Source organism: Pseudomonas sp. Pseusp18, assembly GCF_059506005.1.
In genome coordinates, this window is record NZ_CP169240.1 from 1,302,694 (window position 1) to 1,317,229 (window position 14,536).

The 14,536-nt window shown below is 60.5% G+C and carries 12 protein-coding genes; 10 read left to right on the plus strand and 2 right to left on the minus strand.

Annotation, left to right across the window (positions count from 1 at the left end):
• Positions 1–11: 11 nt before the first annotated feature.
• Positions 12–476 carry a methylglyoxal synthase gene (locus tag ACEN9A_RS05695; RefSeq protein WP_007934704.1) on the minus strand — a complete coding sequence of 155 codons (465 nt, stop codon included), beginning with the start codon at positions 474–476 and terminating at the stop codon, positions 12–14.
• Positions 477–677: 201 nt separating this feature from the next.
• Entirely contained in the window at positions 678–1,679 is a 1,002-nt protein-coding gene (gap, locus tag ACEN9A_RS05700; protein WP_007934706.1) for a type I glyceraldehyde-3-phosphate dehydrogenase, read from the minus strand.
• Between the two features lie 219 nt (positions 1,680–1,898).
• On the opposite strand from gap, the gene edd reads away from it, so the two are divergent.
• From edd to ACEN9A_RS05750, 10 genes are all read left to right on the plus strand, one after another.
• Complete coding sequence (edd, locus tag ACEN9A_RS05705) at positions 1,899–3,725, plus strand: phosphogluconate dehydratase (RefSeq protein WP_019651699.1); 1,827 nt, start codon at positions 1,899–1,901, stop codon at positions 3,723–3,725.
• The gene (locus ACEN9A_RS05710; protein ID WP_258672608.1) at positions 3,722–4,672 is read left to right on the plus strand and encodes a glucokinase; all 951 of its coding nucleotides are present in this window, start codon (positions 3,722–3,724) and stop codon (positions 4,670–4,672) included. Before edd ends, ACEN9A_RS05710 begins: the two co-directional genes overlap by 4 nt.
• 178 nt (positions 4,673–4,850) lie before the next feature.
• Positions 4,851–5,582: a response regulator gene (locus ACEN9A_RS05715; RefSeq protein WP_007934711.1), complete on the plus strand. Its 732-nt coding sequence runs from the start codon at positions 4,851–4,853 to the stop codon at positions 5,580–5,582.
• The gene (locus ACEN9A_RS05720) at positions 5,572–7,041 is read left to right on the plus strand and encodes an ATP-binding protein (RefSeq protein WP_258672610.1); all 1,470 of its coding nucleotides are present in this window, start codon (positions 5,572–5,574) and stop codon (positions 7,039–7,041) included. The genes ACEN9A_RS05715 and ACEN9A_RS05720 overlap by 11 nt, the downstream gene beginning before the upstream one ends.
• Positions 7,042–7,270: 229 nt before the next feature.
• Positions 7,271–8,530: a D-mannose isomerase gene (locus ACEN9A_RS05725; RefSeq protein ID WP_258672611.1), complete on the plus strand. Its 1,260-nt coding sequence runs from the start codon at positions 7,271–7,273 to the stop codon at positions 8,528–8,530.
• A 117-nt stretch (positions 8,531–8,647) separates the two neighbouring features.
• On the plus strand, positions 8,648–9,949 hold the full coding sequence (locus tag ACEN9A_RS05730; RefSeq protein ID WP_018926471.1) for an ABC transporter substrate-binding protein: 1,302 nt from the start codon (positions 8,648–8,650) through the stop codon (positions 9,947–9,949).
• Between the two features lie 180 nt (positions 9,950–10,129).
• Entirely contained in the window at positions 10,130–11,038 is a 909-nt protein-coding gene (locus ACEN9A_RS05735) for a carbohydrate ABC transporter permease (RefSeq protein ID WP_018926470.1), read from the plus strand.
• Entirely contained in the window at positions 11,031–11,876 is an 846-nt protein-coding gene (locus ACEN9A_RS05740) for a carbohydrate ABC transporter permease (protein ID WP_019581464.1), read from the plus strand. Before ACEN9A_RS05735 ends, ACEN9A_RS05740 begins: the two co-directional genes overlap by 8 nt.
• A gap of 2 nt (positions 11,877–11,878) precedes the next feature.
• Positions 11,879–13,039 carry an ABC transporter ATP-binding protein gene (locus tag ACEN9A_RS05745; RefSeq protein WP_018926468.1) on the plus strand — a complete coding sequence of 387 codons (1,161 nt, stop codon included), beginning with the start codon at positions 11,879–11,881 and terminating at the stop codon, positions 13,037–13,039.
• 129 nt (positions 13,040–13,168) lie between these two features.
• On the plus strand, positions 13,169–14,515 hold the full coding sequence (locus tag ACEN9A_RS05750; RefSeq protein WP_019651703.1) for a carbohydrate porin: 1,347 nt from the start codon (positions 13,169–13,171) through the stop codon (positions 14,513–14,515).
• Positions 14,516–14,536 lie beyond the last annotated feature (21 nt).

Consider the following 14,536-nt stretch of genomic DNA (forward strand, 5'->3'; position numbering starts at 1 on the left):
TTCCGGGCGCTTTACCCACGCCCCAGCAGATAGGTCGCGTAATCCGGGATGCGGTGTTCGTGAGCCTGATCCATCAACGGGCTGCTGAGCAGGTAGTCGGCGCTGCATTCGTTGCAGGCTACCGGGATGTTCCACACCGCCGCGACCCGCAGCAGCGCCTTTATGTCCGGGTCGTGGGGTTGCGGTTCGAACGGGTCCCAGAAGAACACCAGCATGTCGACCCGCTGCTCGGCGATTTGCGCGCCGAGTTGCTGGTCGCCGCCCAGTGGACCGCTGATCATGCTTTCCACCGACAGGCCGAGGCGTTGTTGCAACAACAACCCCGTGGTACCGGTGGCGACCAGTTCATGCTGCGCGAGTTTGTCTTTCTGCCGCTCGGCCCAGTCCAGCAAAAACACTTTGCAATGGTCATGGGCGACCAGGGCGATACGCTTGCGCGCCGCCATGGTCTTTTGCGTAAAGCTGATACCGATCATCGCTTGCTGCTCCAGACGAGAATGCGCCGGCGACGACGCATTTTTCGGCGTTGCAAATACCCGTAGGAGCTGCCGCAGGCTGCGATCTTTTGATCCTGGCGGCCGTGAGGCCCATGAAAATCAAGGTCAAAAGATCGCAGCCTTCGGCAGCTCCTACAGGGCCGCGTCCAACAAAGAATGAGGCGTCGTGCGCCCCATCACTTATTCAGCGTTGCAGAGCGCCAGGCAGTTATCGAGCATGCGGTTGGAGAAGCCCCACTCGTTGTCGTACCAGGCCAGCACTTTGAGCAGCTTGCCGCTGGACTTGGTGTGGTTGGCGTCGAAGATCGACGACAGCGGGTTGTGATTGAAGTCGCTGGATACCAGCGGCAGGGCGTTGTAGCCGAGAATCTTCGAGTGCTGGCTGGCTTGTTTGAGCAGCGCATTCACTTCATCGGCCGACGCTTCGCGCTTGAGCTGCACGGTCAGGTCCACCAGCGACACGTTGATCACTGGAACACGCACCGCCATGCCGGTCAGTTTGCCCGCCAGCTCCGGCAGTACCAGGCCTACTGCTTCAGCGGCGCCGGTCTTGCTCGGGATCATGTTCTGGGTGGCGGAACGGGCGCGGTACGGGTCGGTGTGGTAGACGTCGGTCAGGTTCTGGTCGTTGGTGTAGGCATGGATGGTGGTCATCAGACCGCTTTCGATGCCCAGCTCGCGGTGCAGCACCTGGGCCACCGGGGCCAGGCAGTTGGTGGTGCACGAGGCGTTGGAGATGATCTGGTGCGACTGGCGCAGAATGTCGTGGTTAACCCCATAAACCACAGTGGCGTCGGCGCCTTTGGCCGGGGCCGAGATAATCACTTTGCGTGCGCCGGCCGTAATATGGGCGGCGGCTTTGGCACGGTCGGTGAACAGACCGGTGCATTCGAACACGACGTCGACCTTCTCCGCGGCCCAGGGCAGTTCGGCCGGGTTGCGAATGGCGCTGACCGAAATACGGTCGCCGTTGACGGTCAGGCTTTCCTGATCGTGCTGGACATCGGCATCGAATGTGCCGTGAACGGTGTCGTACTTGAGCAGATGGGCATTCATCGAGCTGTCACCCAGGTCGTTGATCGCAACGATCTGCAGATCCTGACGATAGCCTTGGGTATACAGTGCGCGCAGGACATTACGGCCAATACGGCCAAAACCATTGATTGCGATTCGAAGAGTCATTTACAGCGCCGCCGTCGTTTTGTTGTTGGAATTACAAGATTATTCGCAAAAAAATAGAAAACAAGCCTTTTTAGTGGCAATATTTTGTTTTATCTACAACGAGTGACCTGAATCAACTGGTCCGAATGGTCAACAAAGCCGTCTGTCATCCCGATCACACCGGCAATTGATCAGCATAGACAATCAGGTCGCCACATCCGTTAGCCTGGAGTTCTACACATGCATCCCCGCGTCCTTGAGGTCACCGAACGGCTTATCGCCCGCAGCCGCGCCACGCGTGAGGCTTACCTTGCATTGATCCGCGGCGCGGCCAGCGACGGCCCGATGCGCGGCAAGCTGCAATGCGCCAACTTTGCCCACGGCGTGGCCGGGTGTGGCAGCGACGACAAGCACAGCTTGCGGATGATGAACTCCGCCAACATCGCAATTGTTTCGTCATATAACGACATGCTCTCGGCGCACCAGCCGTACGAAGTCTTTCCTGAACAGATCAAAAAAGCCTTGCGCGAAATCGGCTCCGTCGGCCAGTTCGCCGGCGGCACCCCGGCCATGTGCGATGGCGTGACCCAGGGCGAGCCAGGCATGGAACTGAGCCTGCCGAGCCGTGAAGTGATCGCGTTGTCCACCGCCGTGGCGCTGTCTCACAACATGTTCGACGGCGCGCTGATGCTCGGCATCTGCGACAAGATCGTGCCGGGCCTGATGATGGGCGCGTTGCGCTTCGGTCATCTGCCGATGATTTTCGTGCCGGGCGGGCCGATGGTGTCGGGCATCTCCAACAAGCAGAAAGCCGATGTGCGTCAGCGCTACGCCGAAGGCAAGGCGACCCGCGAAGAGCTGCTGGAATCGGAGATGAAGTCCTACCACAGCCCTGGCACCTGCACGTTCTACGGCACCGCCAACACCAACCAGTTGCTGATGGAAGTCATGGGCCTGCACTTGCCGGGCGCCTCGTTCGTCAACCCGAACACCCCGTTGCGCGATGCGCTGACCCGCGAAGCGGCGCATCAGGTCACTCGCCTGACCAAGCAGAATGGCAACTTCCTGCCGATCGGCGAAATCGTCGACGAGCGTTCGCTGGTCAACTCCATCGTGGCCCTGCACGCCACCGGCGGCTCGACCAACCACACCTTGCACATGCCGGCCATCGCCATGGCCGCGGGCATTCAGTTGACCTGGCAGGACATGGCCGACCTCTCCGAGGTGGTGCCGACCCTGAGCCACGTGTACCCGAACGGCAAAGCTGACATCAACCACTTCCAGGCAGCGGGCGGCATGTCGTTCCTGATCCGCGAACTGCTGGAAGCCGGCCTGCTCCACGAAAACGTCAACACCGTGCTCGGCCACGGCCTGAGCCGCTACACCCAGGAACCGTTCCTCGAAAACGGCGAGCTGGTCTGGCGCGAAGGCCCGATCGAAAGCCTCGACGAAAACATCCTGCGCCCAGTGGCTCGTGCATTCTCGCCAGAAGGCGGTTTGCGCGTGATGGAAGGCAACCTCGGCCGTGGTGTGATGAAGGTCTCGGCGGTTGCTCTGGAAAACCAGGTCGTCGAAGCCCCGGCCATGGTGTTCCAGGATCAACAGGACCTGGCCGATGCGTTCAAGGCCGGTCTGCTGGAGAAGGATTTTGTCGCGGTAATGCGCTTCCAGGGCCCGCGCTCCAACGGCATGCCGGAACTGCACAAAATGACGCCGTTCCTCGGCGTGTTGCAGGACCGCGGTTTCAAAGTCGCGTTGGTGACTGACGGGCGCATGTCCGGCGCCTCGGGGAAAATCCCGGCGGCGATCCATGTCAGCCCCGAAGCTTATGTGGGCGGCGCTTTGGCACGGGTGCGTGAGGGCGATATCATCCGCGTCGATGGCGTCAAAGGCACCCTGGAGCTTAAGGTGGACGCCGAAGAATTTGCAGCGCGCGAGCCGGCCAAAGGCCTGTTGGGCAACAACATCGGCACCGGTCGCGAACTGTTTGGTTTCATGCGCATGGCCTTCAGCTCCGCAGAGCAAGGCGCCAGCGCCTTTACTTCTGCCCTGGAGACGCTTAATTGAAACTGGCTTTGGTCGGTGACATCGGTGGGACCAACGCACGTTTCGCGTTGTGGAAAAACCAGCAACTGGAATCAGTCCAGGTGCTGGCAACGGCAGACCACGCCACCCCGGAAGAAGCGATTGCGCTGTACCTGAACGGGCTCGGCCTGGCGCCGGGTTCGATCGGTTCGGTGTGTCTGTCGGTGGCGGGCCCTGTGAGCGGTGATGAATTCAAATTCACCAACAATCACTGGCGGCTCAGTCGCAAGGGTTTCTGCAAGACCTTGCAGGTGGATCAACTGCTGCTGGTCAACGATTTCTCGGCCATGGCCCTGGGCATGACCCGCTTGCAGCCGGGCGAGTTCCGGGTGGTCTGCGAAGGCACGCCGGAACCGTTGCGGCCAGCAGTGGTAATCGGTCCGGGTACAGGCTTGGGCGTAGGCACGTTGCTCGATCTGGGCGAGGGCCGTTTTGCCGCGTTGCCGGGGGAGGGTGGTCACGTCGATCTGCCGCTGAGCAGCCCGCGGGAAACCCAGCTGTGGCAACACATCTACAACGAGATCGGCCATGTCAGCGCTGAAACGGCGTTGAGCGGTAGTGGTTTACCGCGAGTCTACCGGGCGATTTGCGCCGTGGACGGCCACACGCCTGTGCTCGACACGCCTGAGGCGATCACGGCGGCCGGGTTGGCGGGCGATCCGATTGCCCTGGAAGTGCTCGAGCAGTTCTGCTGCTGGCTCGGTCGCGTGGCCGGCAACAACGTGCTGACCACAGGCGCACGGGGTGGCGTGTACATCGTTGGCGGGGTGATTCCACGGTTTGCCGATTTCTTCATCGAAAGCGGTTTCGCCCGGTGCTTCGCCGACAAGGGCTGCATGAGCGATTACTTCAAAGGCATTCCGGTGTGGCTGGTGACAGCGCCGTATTCCGGCCTGGTGGGCGCGGGTGTGGCGCTGGAACAGGCCTGAGACCTGTGGCGAGGGGGCTTGTCGGAACGCCGCACCGCCCCGTTCGGCTGCGAAGCAGTCGTAAAAAAGGACCGCTACGCGATCCAACGGGGGCAAGCCCCCTCGCCACAAATCCGCGCACGTCATCAGATTTCCGTAAGGCATAATCCTCCCCAACACAAACAACAAGGATGCCGCCGTGAGCTCAGTCAACAAGTCGATTTTGTTGGTCGATGACGATCAAGAGATACGCGAGTTGCTGGACACCTACCTGACCCGTGCCGGTTTCCAGGTTCGTACCACGCCCGATGGCGCAGGCTTTCGTCAGGCGCTGAACGAGGCGCCGAGCGATCTGGTGATCCTCGACGTGATGCTGCCGGACGAAGACGGTTTCAGCCTCTGCCGCTGGATCCGCCAGCACCCGCGCCAGGCTCACGTGCCGATCATCATGCTCACCGCCAGCTCCGACGAGGCCGATCGTGTCATCGGCCTGGAACTGGGCGCCGACGACTACCTCGGCAAACCCTTCAGCCCCCGTGAATTGCAGGCGCGCATCAAAGCCCTGTTGCGTCGTGCGCAGTTCGGTCAGGAGCGGTCCGGCGGTGAAGTGCTGGCCTTCGACGACTGGCGGCTGGACATGGTCAGCCATCGGCTGTTCCACACCGACGGCGAGGAAGTGATTCTCTCCGGCGCCGATTTCGCCCTGCTGAAACTGTTCCTCGATCACCCCCAGGAAATCCTCGACCGCGACACCATCGGCAACGCCACCCGTGGCCGTGACCTGATGCCGCTCGATCGCATCGTCGACATGGCGGTCAGCCGTTTGCGCCAGCGCCTGCGCGACACCGAAAAACCGCCGCGGCTGATTCGGACCGTGCGGGGCAGCGGCTACCAACTAGCGGCCAACGTGGTTGCCGGCAATGGCCACTGAGTTCCTGCGCAAGCTCGCCGGGCGCGTGCCGGTGCCGCGTTCGCTGCTCGGGCGCATGTTGCTGCTGACCCTGTTGGCGGTGCTGTTTGCCCAGACACTGTCGAGCGTGATCTGGGTTTCGCAACTGCGCGCCACGCAACTTGAAGGGCTGGTCACCAGCGCCCGCAGTCTGGCCCATTCGATGACGGCCAGTGTCAGTTATTTCCGCTCGTTGCCGGTGGCGTTCAGGCCGCTGGTACTCGACCAGTTGCGCAGCATGGGCGGCACCCGGTTCGTGGTGACCCTCAACGACAAACCCTTGGGCATGGAAGTGCTGCCGATCACGCCGCGCAAAGAAGCGGTGCTCAAAGCGGTGGACGAGGTGCTGCGCCAGTCGCTGGGCCAGGACGCGGATATTTCGGTGACGTTCGTCAGCCCCGAAGACCTGCGGATCTTCAATAGCGGGCTGAAACTCGATGAGTTGCCACGCTCCTGGGCGCACTACGCGTTGACCCTGGAGCCAGTGAACCCACCGGTGCTGGTCACGCAAATCCAGATGGCGCCGGGGGAATGGCTGTACATCGCCTCGTTGTTGCCCGAACCCTACACCAGTCTTGAAGAGCAAGGCCTGCCGGCACAGCAAGTCTGGTTCATCGTACTCACCAGCGGCTTCTTGCTGCTGTTCATCGGCCTGCTGGTGCATTGGCAGAGCCGGCCGCTCAAGCGATTGGCGCGGGCGGCGCGGGACATGTCCTTGGGCGCTGACGTCGAACCGGTCGCTCAGGGCGGCGGCAGTGAAGTGGTGGAAGTCGGTCGCGCGTTCAATGCAATGCGTGAACGCATCAGCCGTTACCTGACCGAGCGCAGCCAGTTGTTCAGCGCGATTTCCCATGACTTGCGCACACCGATCACTCGGCTGCGACTGCGGGTCGAATTGCTTGAAGACGAAAAGCTGCAAGCCAAGTTCGGACGTGATCTGGATGAGCTGGAGTTGCTGGTCAAAGGCGCGCTGCAATGCGTGAAAGACACCGACATCCACGAAAACATCGAGCCGGTGGACCTCAATCATGTGCTCGACTGCCTGGTGGAACCGTATCTGGCGCCTAACGGCAACGGCCGCGTGACTCAGCAGGGGCGGGCGCTGGCGCCGTATCCCGGCAAGCCACTGGCGCTCAAGCGCTGCATCGGCAACCTGATCGACAATGCCTTGAAGTACGGGCAGAACGCGCATCTGCACATCGATGACGACGAGAGCGCGTTCGTCCTGCATGTCGACGACGAAGGTCCGGGTGTGCCCGAACAGCGGCTGGAGCAAGTGTTCGAGCCGCACTTCCGCCTGGCCGGGCAGCAACAGGGTTATGGCTTGGGGCTGGGGATTGCGCGCAACATCGCCCATAGCCATGGCGGTGAAGTCAGCCTGCAAAACCTGCGTGAAGGCGGGTTGCGCGTGACGTTGCAGTTGCCGCGACCAATGGATTGACACTGCCCCTGTGGTGAGGGAGCTTGCTCCCGTTGGACTGCGCAGCAGTCCCTCTTTCAGGGCCGCTCCGCGCCCCAACGGGAGCAAGCTCCCTCGCCACAAGTAACCACTCACTTCAAAATCAGGGTGAATGTCACAGCTCGGTGACAAAAGCCGCCCCCTTCGTTACCTGCCCGCCACCGACCGTTGTTTAGACTGGTCCCAGTCATAACAACAAAAAAGGTACCGCATGGACACCTTCCAACCCGCCTTCAGCAGTTGGCTGAACGCGCCTGCCCATCAGCAATGGCTCGCCGCCGAAGGCCTGCGCCTGTTGGCATTTGCCAGGGCTTCAAAGCTTCCCGACGGTTTCGGCAACCTTGATGAAAAGGGACGCCTGGCGGTCAACGCGCAAGCCGAAACCATGAACACCGCGCGCATGACCCACAGCTTCGCCATGGCCCACATCCAGGGTTTGCCGGGGTTCGCCGAGCTGGTGGATCACGGCATCAAAGCCCTCAGCGGGCCGCTGCGTGACGCCGAACACGGTGGCTGGTTCGCCACGCCCGAACACCGCGACGGCAATACCGGCAAAGCCGCTTATCTGCATGCCTTCGTGGCGTTGGCCGCGAGTTCTGCGGTGGTTGCCCAGCGTCCCGGTGCGCAAGCCTTGCTCGACGATGCGATCCACATCATCGACAGCCATTTCTGGAGCGAGGAGGAGGGTGCCCTGCGCGAATCCTTCAACCGCGACTTCAGTTGCGAGGAAGCCTATCGCGGCGCCAACAGCAACATGCACGCCACCGAAGCTTTCCTCGCCCTGGCCGATGTCACCGAGGACCACCGCTGGCTGATTCGCGCGCAGCGCATCGTCGAGCGTGTCATTCACGAACACGCCGCCGCCAACGATTACCTGGTGGTCGAGCATTTCGACCGCGACTGGCAGCCGCTGCGTGACTACAACCACGACAACCCGGCCGACGGTTTCCGCCCTTACGGCACCACGCCGGGTCATGGTTTCGAATGGGCGCGGCTGTTGCTGCACCTCGAAGCCGCGCGGGTACAGGCCGGGATGCTCACGCCGGGCTGGCTGGCCACCGATGCGCAAAAACTCTTCGAACACAATTGCCGTCACGGCTGGGACGTCGACGGTGCGCCGGGCATCGTCTACACCCTCGACTGGGACAATCGCGCGGTGGTTCGTCATCGTTTGCACTGGACTCATTGCGAAGCCAGCGCCGCCGCCAGTGCGCTGCTAAAACGCACCGGTGATGAGCAATACGAGCACTGGTACCGACTGTTCTGGGAATTCTGTGACAGTCATTTCATCGACCGCTGCGATGGCAGCTGGCATCACGAGCTCGATCCGCTGAACCGCCCGAGCGCCGATATCTGGGCCGGTAAACCCGACCTGTATCACGCCTGGCAAGCCGTATTGATCCCGCGCCTGCCGTTGGCACCGAGCATGGCCACCGCGCTGGGGCAGTTGTCCCAGAGCATTCCTGTGTAACCATGTGGTGACATTCGCGCGTCCCTTCGTTACCTGCGAAGGGCTATCCCCTGTTTAAAATCCTATGCAGCGCAAGCACCAGACTTGCATGCATAACAACAAGAAAGGTACTACTAGATGAATGCGATTTCTCGCCTCGCTACTGTCATTTCTCTCGCTTCACTGCTTCCCGTTGCTGCATTCCCGCTCAGTGCCCTTGCCGCCGATTCCAAAGGTTCGGTGGAAGTCGTTCACTGGTGGACGTCTGGTGGTGAAAAAGCGGCTGTCGATGTGCTCAAGGCTCAAGTCGAAAAAGACGGTTTCACCTGGAAAGACGGCGCAGTCGCCGGCGGTGGCGGTGCCACTGCCATGACCGTACTCAAAAGCCGCGCCGTTGCCGGTAACCCGCCGGGCGTAGCGCAGATCAAAGGTCCGGACATTCAGGAATGGGCGTCTACCGGTCTGCTCGATACCGACGTCTTGAAAGACGCTGCCAAAGCTGAGAAGTGGGACAGCCTGCTCGACAAGAAAGTCTCCGATACCGTGAAGTACGACGGTAACTATGTGGCCGTGCCGGTGAACATTCACCGCGTCAACTGGTTGTGGATCAATCCGGAAGTCTTCAAGAAAGCCGGCATCGAAAAAGCGCCAACCACCCTTCAGGAATTCTACGCGGCCGGTGACAAGCTCAAGGCTGCGGGCTTCATTGCGCTTGCCCACGGTGGCCAGCCTTGGCAAGACAGCACCGTGTTCGAAGCGGTGGTCCTGTCGGTCATGGGCGTCGATGGCTACAAGAAAGCCCTGGTCGATCTGGATAACGCGGCGCTGACCGGTCCTGACATGGTCAAGGCGCTGACCGAGCTGAAGAAAGTCGCGACCTACATGGACGCCGACGGCAAAGGCCAGGACTGGAACCTGGAGGCGGCCAAGGTCATCAACGGCAAGGCCGGCATGCAGATCATGGGTGACTGGGCCAAGAGCGAGTGGACAGCGGCCAAGAAAGTCGCCGGCAAGGATTACGAGTGCGTAGCCTTCCCGGGCACCGACAAGGCCTTCACCTACAACATCGACTCGCTGGCCGTGTTCAAGCAGAAAGACAAGGGCACTGCTGCAGCTCAGCAGGACATTGCCAAGGTCGTGCTGGGTGAGAACTTCCAGAAAGTCTTCAGCATCAACAAGGGCTCGATCCCGGTTCGAAACGACATGCTGAGCGACATGGGCAAGTACGGTTTCGACTCCTGCGCCCAGACGGCTGCCAAAGACTTCCTGGCGGACGCCAAGACCGGTGGCTTGCAGCCGAGCATGGCGCACAACATGGCGACCACGCTGGCGGTACAGGGTGCTTTCTTTGATGTCGTGACCAACTTCATCAACGATCCGAAAGCCGATCCTGCCACTGCCGCCAAGCAACTCGGCACTGCCATTAAAGCGGCCAAGTAACCGTTAGCCGCGCCCCCCTGTGGGAGGGATTTTGTGGGAGCCGGGCTTGCCCGCGATGCAGACACCTCGGTTTATCAGTTGCACCGAGGTGATGCCATCGCAGGCAAGCCAGCTCCCACAGAAGGCCGCTCCCACAAGGGAAAGCGCTTGTAATCCTTTCTCTTCGTACTGGATCTTCCCATGAGTTCTGTTGCTGTGTTCAGCAAGGCCTCGCCGTTCGATGCACTGCAGCGCTGGCTTCCCAAGCTGGTGTTGGCGCCGAGCATGTTCATTGTTTTGGTGGGGTTCTATGGCTATATCCTGTGGACCTTCGTCCTGTCGTTCACCACTTCGACCTTCCTGCCGACTTACAAATGGGCAGGTCTGGCGCAGTACCAGCGGTTGTTCGACAACGATCGTTGGTGGGTAGCGAGCAAGAACCTGGCGCTTTTCGGCGGCATGTTCATCGGTATCACCCTGGTGATCGGTGTGTTGCTGGCGGTGTTTCTTGATCAGCGCATTCGTCGCGAAGGTTTCATTCGCACCATTTACCTGTACCCGATGGCGCTTTCGATGATCGTCACCGGTACTGCCTGGAAATGGCTGCTCAACCCGGGCATGGGCCTGGACAAATTGCTGCGTGACTGGGGCTGGGAAGGCTTTCGCCTGGACTGGTTGATCGATCCGGATCGCGTTGTGTATTGCCTGGTGATCGCGGCGGTATGGCAAGCCTCGGGCTTTATCATGGCGATGTTCCTCGCCGGTCTGCGTGGTGTTGATCAATCGATCATCCGTGCCGCCCAGATCGATGGCGCGAGCATGCCGCGCATTTACCTGAAAGTGGTGTTGCCGAGCCTGCGCCCGGTGTTCTTCAGCGCAGTGATGATCCTGGCCCACATCGCTATCAAGAGTTTCGACCTGGTAGCGGCAATGACCGCCGGTGGCCCGGGTTATTCCTCCGATCTGCCTGCGATGTTCATGTATTCCTTCACCTTCAGTCGCGGCCAGATGGGCATGGGCTCGGCCAGTGCGATTCTGATGCTCGGTGCGATTCTCGCGATCATCGTGCCTTACCTGTACTCCGAGCTGAGGGCCAAACGTCATGACTAGTTTCGCTGCCAAACCTGCCATCAGCCTGAGTCGCATCGCGATCTATGGCGTGCTGCTCCTTGCGGTATTGCTGTACCTGATACCACTGGTGGTCATGCTGTTGACCAGTTTCAAGACGCCGGAAGACATCAACTCCGGCAACCTGCTGAGCTGGCCGACCGTGGTCAGCGGTATTGGCTGGATCAAGGCCTGGGGCACGGTTGACGGGTACTTCTGGAACTCGATCAAGATCACCGTTCCGGCGGTAATGATCTCCACGGCCATCGGTGCGTTGAACGGCTATGTGCTGTCGATGTGGCGCTTTCGCGGGTCGCAGTTGTTCTTCGGCCTGCTGCTGTTCGGTTGCTTCCTGCCATTCCAGACGGTCCTGCTGCCGGCCTCGTTCACCCTCGGCAAGATGGGCCTGGCCAGCACAACGACAGGCCTGGTGTTCGTGCACGTGGTCTACGGCCTGGCGTTCACCACGCTGTTTTTCCGTAACTACTACGTCAGCGTTCCCGATGCGCTGGTGAAGGCGGCGCGGCTCGATGGCGCGGGGTTCTTCACCATCTTCCGCTTGATCATCCTGCCGATGTCCACCCCGATCATCATGGTCTGCCTGATCTGGCAGTTCACCCAGATCTGGAACGACTTCCTGTTCGGCGTGGTGTTCTCAAGCGGTGACTCGCAACCCATTACGGTGGCGTTGAACAACTTGGTCAACACCAGTACCGGGGCCAAGGAATACAACGTTGATATGGCGGCGGCAATGATCGCCGGGCTGCCGACCCTGCTGGTCTATGTGGTCGCAGGTAAGTATTTCGTGCGCGGGCTGACGGCCGGCGCAGTCAAGGGGTAATCATGGCTACGCTCGAACTTCGCAATGTAAACAAAACCTATGGCCCCGGCCTGCCGGACACTCTCAAGAACATTGAGCTGTCGATCAAGGACGGTGAATTCCTGATTCTTGTAGGTCCTTCGGGTTGCGGTAAATCGACCCTGATGAATTGCATCGCCGGCCTTGAGACCATCACCGGCGGCGCGATCATGATCGGTGATCAGGACGTCAGCGGCATGAGCCCCAAAGACCGCGACATCGCCATGGTGTTCCAGTCCTACGCGCTGTACCCGACCATGAGCGTGCGCGAAAACATCGCGTTCGGTTTGAAGATCCGCAAGATGCCCGCCGCCGACATCGACGCGGAAGTCGCTCGCGTGGCCAAGCTGCTGCAAATCGAACACCTGCTCAACCGCAAGCCGGGTCAGCTCTCCGGTGGTCAGCAACAGCGCGTGGCCATGGGCCGGGCGTTGGCGCGTCGGCCGAAGATCTACCTGTTCGACGAACCGCTGTCCAACCTCGACGCCAAGCTGCGGGTCGAGATGCGCACCGAAATGAAACTGATGCACCAGCGCCTGAAAACCACCACGGTCTACGTGACCCACGACCAGATCGAAGCGATGACCCTGGGCGACAAAGTGGCGGTGATGAAGGACGGGATCATCCAGCAGTTCGGTACGCCGAAAGACATCTACAACAACCCGGCCAACTTGTTCGTGGCGAGCTTCATCGGTTCGCCGCCGATGAACTTCATTCCCCTGCGTTTGCAGCGCAAGGACGGCCGTCTGTTGGCGTTGCTCGACAGTGGTCAGGCGCGCTGCGAATTGCCGCTGGGCATGCAGGACGCCGGGCTCGAAGACCGCGAAGTGATCCTCGGCATGCGCCCGGAGCAAATCGTGCTCGCGAACGGCGAAGCCAACGGCCTGCCGACCATCCGCGCCGAAGTGCAGGTCACCGAACCGACCGGTCCCGACACCCTGGTATTCGTCAATCTCAACGACACCAAGGTCTGCTGCCGTCTGGCACCGGACGTCGCACCGGCCCCGGGCGAGACCCTGACGCTGCAATTCGATCCATCGAAAGTGCTGCTGTTCGATGCCAAGACCGGTGAGCGTCTGGGCGTTGCCGGCCTGCCAAAAACCGAAGCTCACAGCGCCAACGTGGCCCAGTTCAAAGGCCGCTGAAGATCAAATGTGGGAGCGAGCAAGCCCGCTCTCACAGGGGGGATTAGTGGCGGATGGAGACATCCGTCGCAATCGATGTAAACCGCGTTAGATAAAAACAGTTAATAACAATAAAACGAGGATGTAGGGATGAAGAAGAAGAACAACGCTCAGCTGATCTGCCAATTGACAGCGGTTGCGGCGATGATGCTGGCCGGTAGCGCACACGCGGCTGACGCGTTCAGTGCCGATTCCCAGTGGATGACGGGGGACTGGGGTGGTGAGCGGACCAAGCTGATCGAGCAAGGTATCGACATCAAGGCCGACTACGTCGGTGAAGTGGGCGCCAACCTGCACGGCGGCTACAACGACGACAAGACAGCGCGTTACGCGGACCAGTTTGGTCTGGGCGTGGCGCTGGACCTGCAAAAACTGTGGGGCTGGGATAACACCCAGGCCAAGATCCAGCTCACCAACCGTAACGGTCAGAACATCTCCAATGACCGTGTCGGCGACCCGCGTGCCGGCACCTTGAGCTCCTCCCAGGAAGTCTACGGCCGTGGCCACATGGTCCGTCTGACCCAGCTGTGGATCAAGCACCAGTTCCTCGACGGGAAACTGGACGTCAAGGCCGGTTACTTCGGCGAGGGCGAAGACTTCAACACCTTCCCTTGCGAGTTCCAGAACCTGGCATTCTGCGGTTCCCAGGCGGGTAACTGGGCGACCGGTATCTGGTACAACTGGCCGGTCATGCAGGCAGCGATTCGCGTGAAGTACAACATCACGCCTGAGTTCTATGCGCAGATCGGCGCGTACAACCAGAACCCATCGCAACTTGAGCACGGTAACGGCTTCAAGCTCAGCGGCAGCGGTACCAAGGGCACCGTCTTGCCGGTTGAATTGGTCTGGTCGCCGAAGGTCAACAACCTGCCGGGCGAATACCGTGTCGGTTACTACAAGAGCACGGCCGACGCCAATGACGTCCGTAAAGACGACAACGGCAACGATGCAGCGACCACCGGCAACGCCTATCGCAGCCATGACAGCAAGCACGGTTACTGGTTCGTGGCGCAGCAACAACTGACCACCCATAACGGTGATGCTTCGCGCGGTCTGAACATCGCGGCCAACGCCACCTTCCACGACAAGGACACCAACTTCGTCGACAACTACCAGTCGCTGATGTTTGTTTACAAGGGCCCGTTCGATGCGCGTCCAAAAGACGACGTCGGGATCGGTTTCTCCCGTATCCATGTCAACGATGACGTGAAGAAAAACTCCGAGTTGGTCAACGCCGCCAATGGTGTCACCGACTACAACGATCCACTGTTCGCGCCACTGCGCAGCACCGAGTACAACTACGAGATCAACTACGGTTTCCACGTTACCAACTGGCTGACGGTGCGTCCTAACTTGCAATACATCACTCACCCGGGTGGTGTGGATGAAGTTGATAACGCGCTGGTCGCCGGCCTGAAAATTCAGTCGGTGTTCTAACGCTGTTGCGATAAGCTCCTC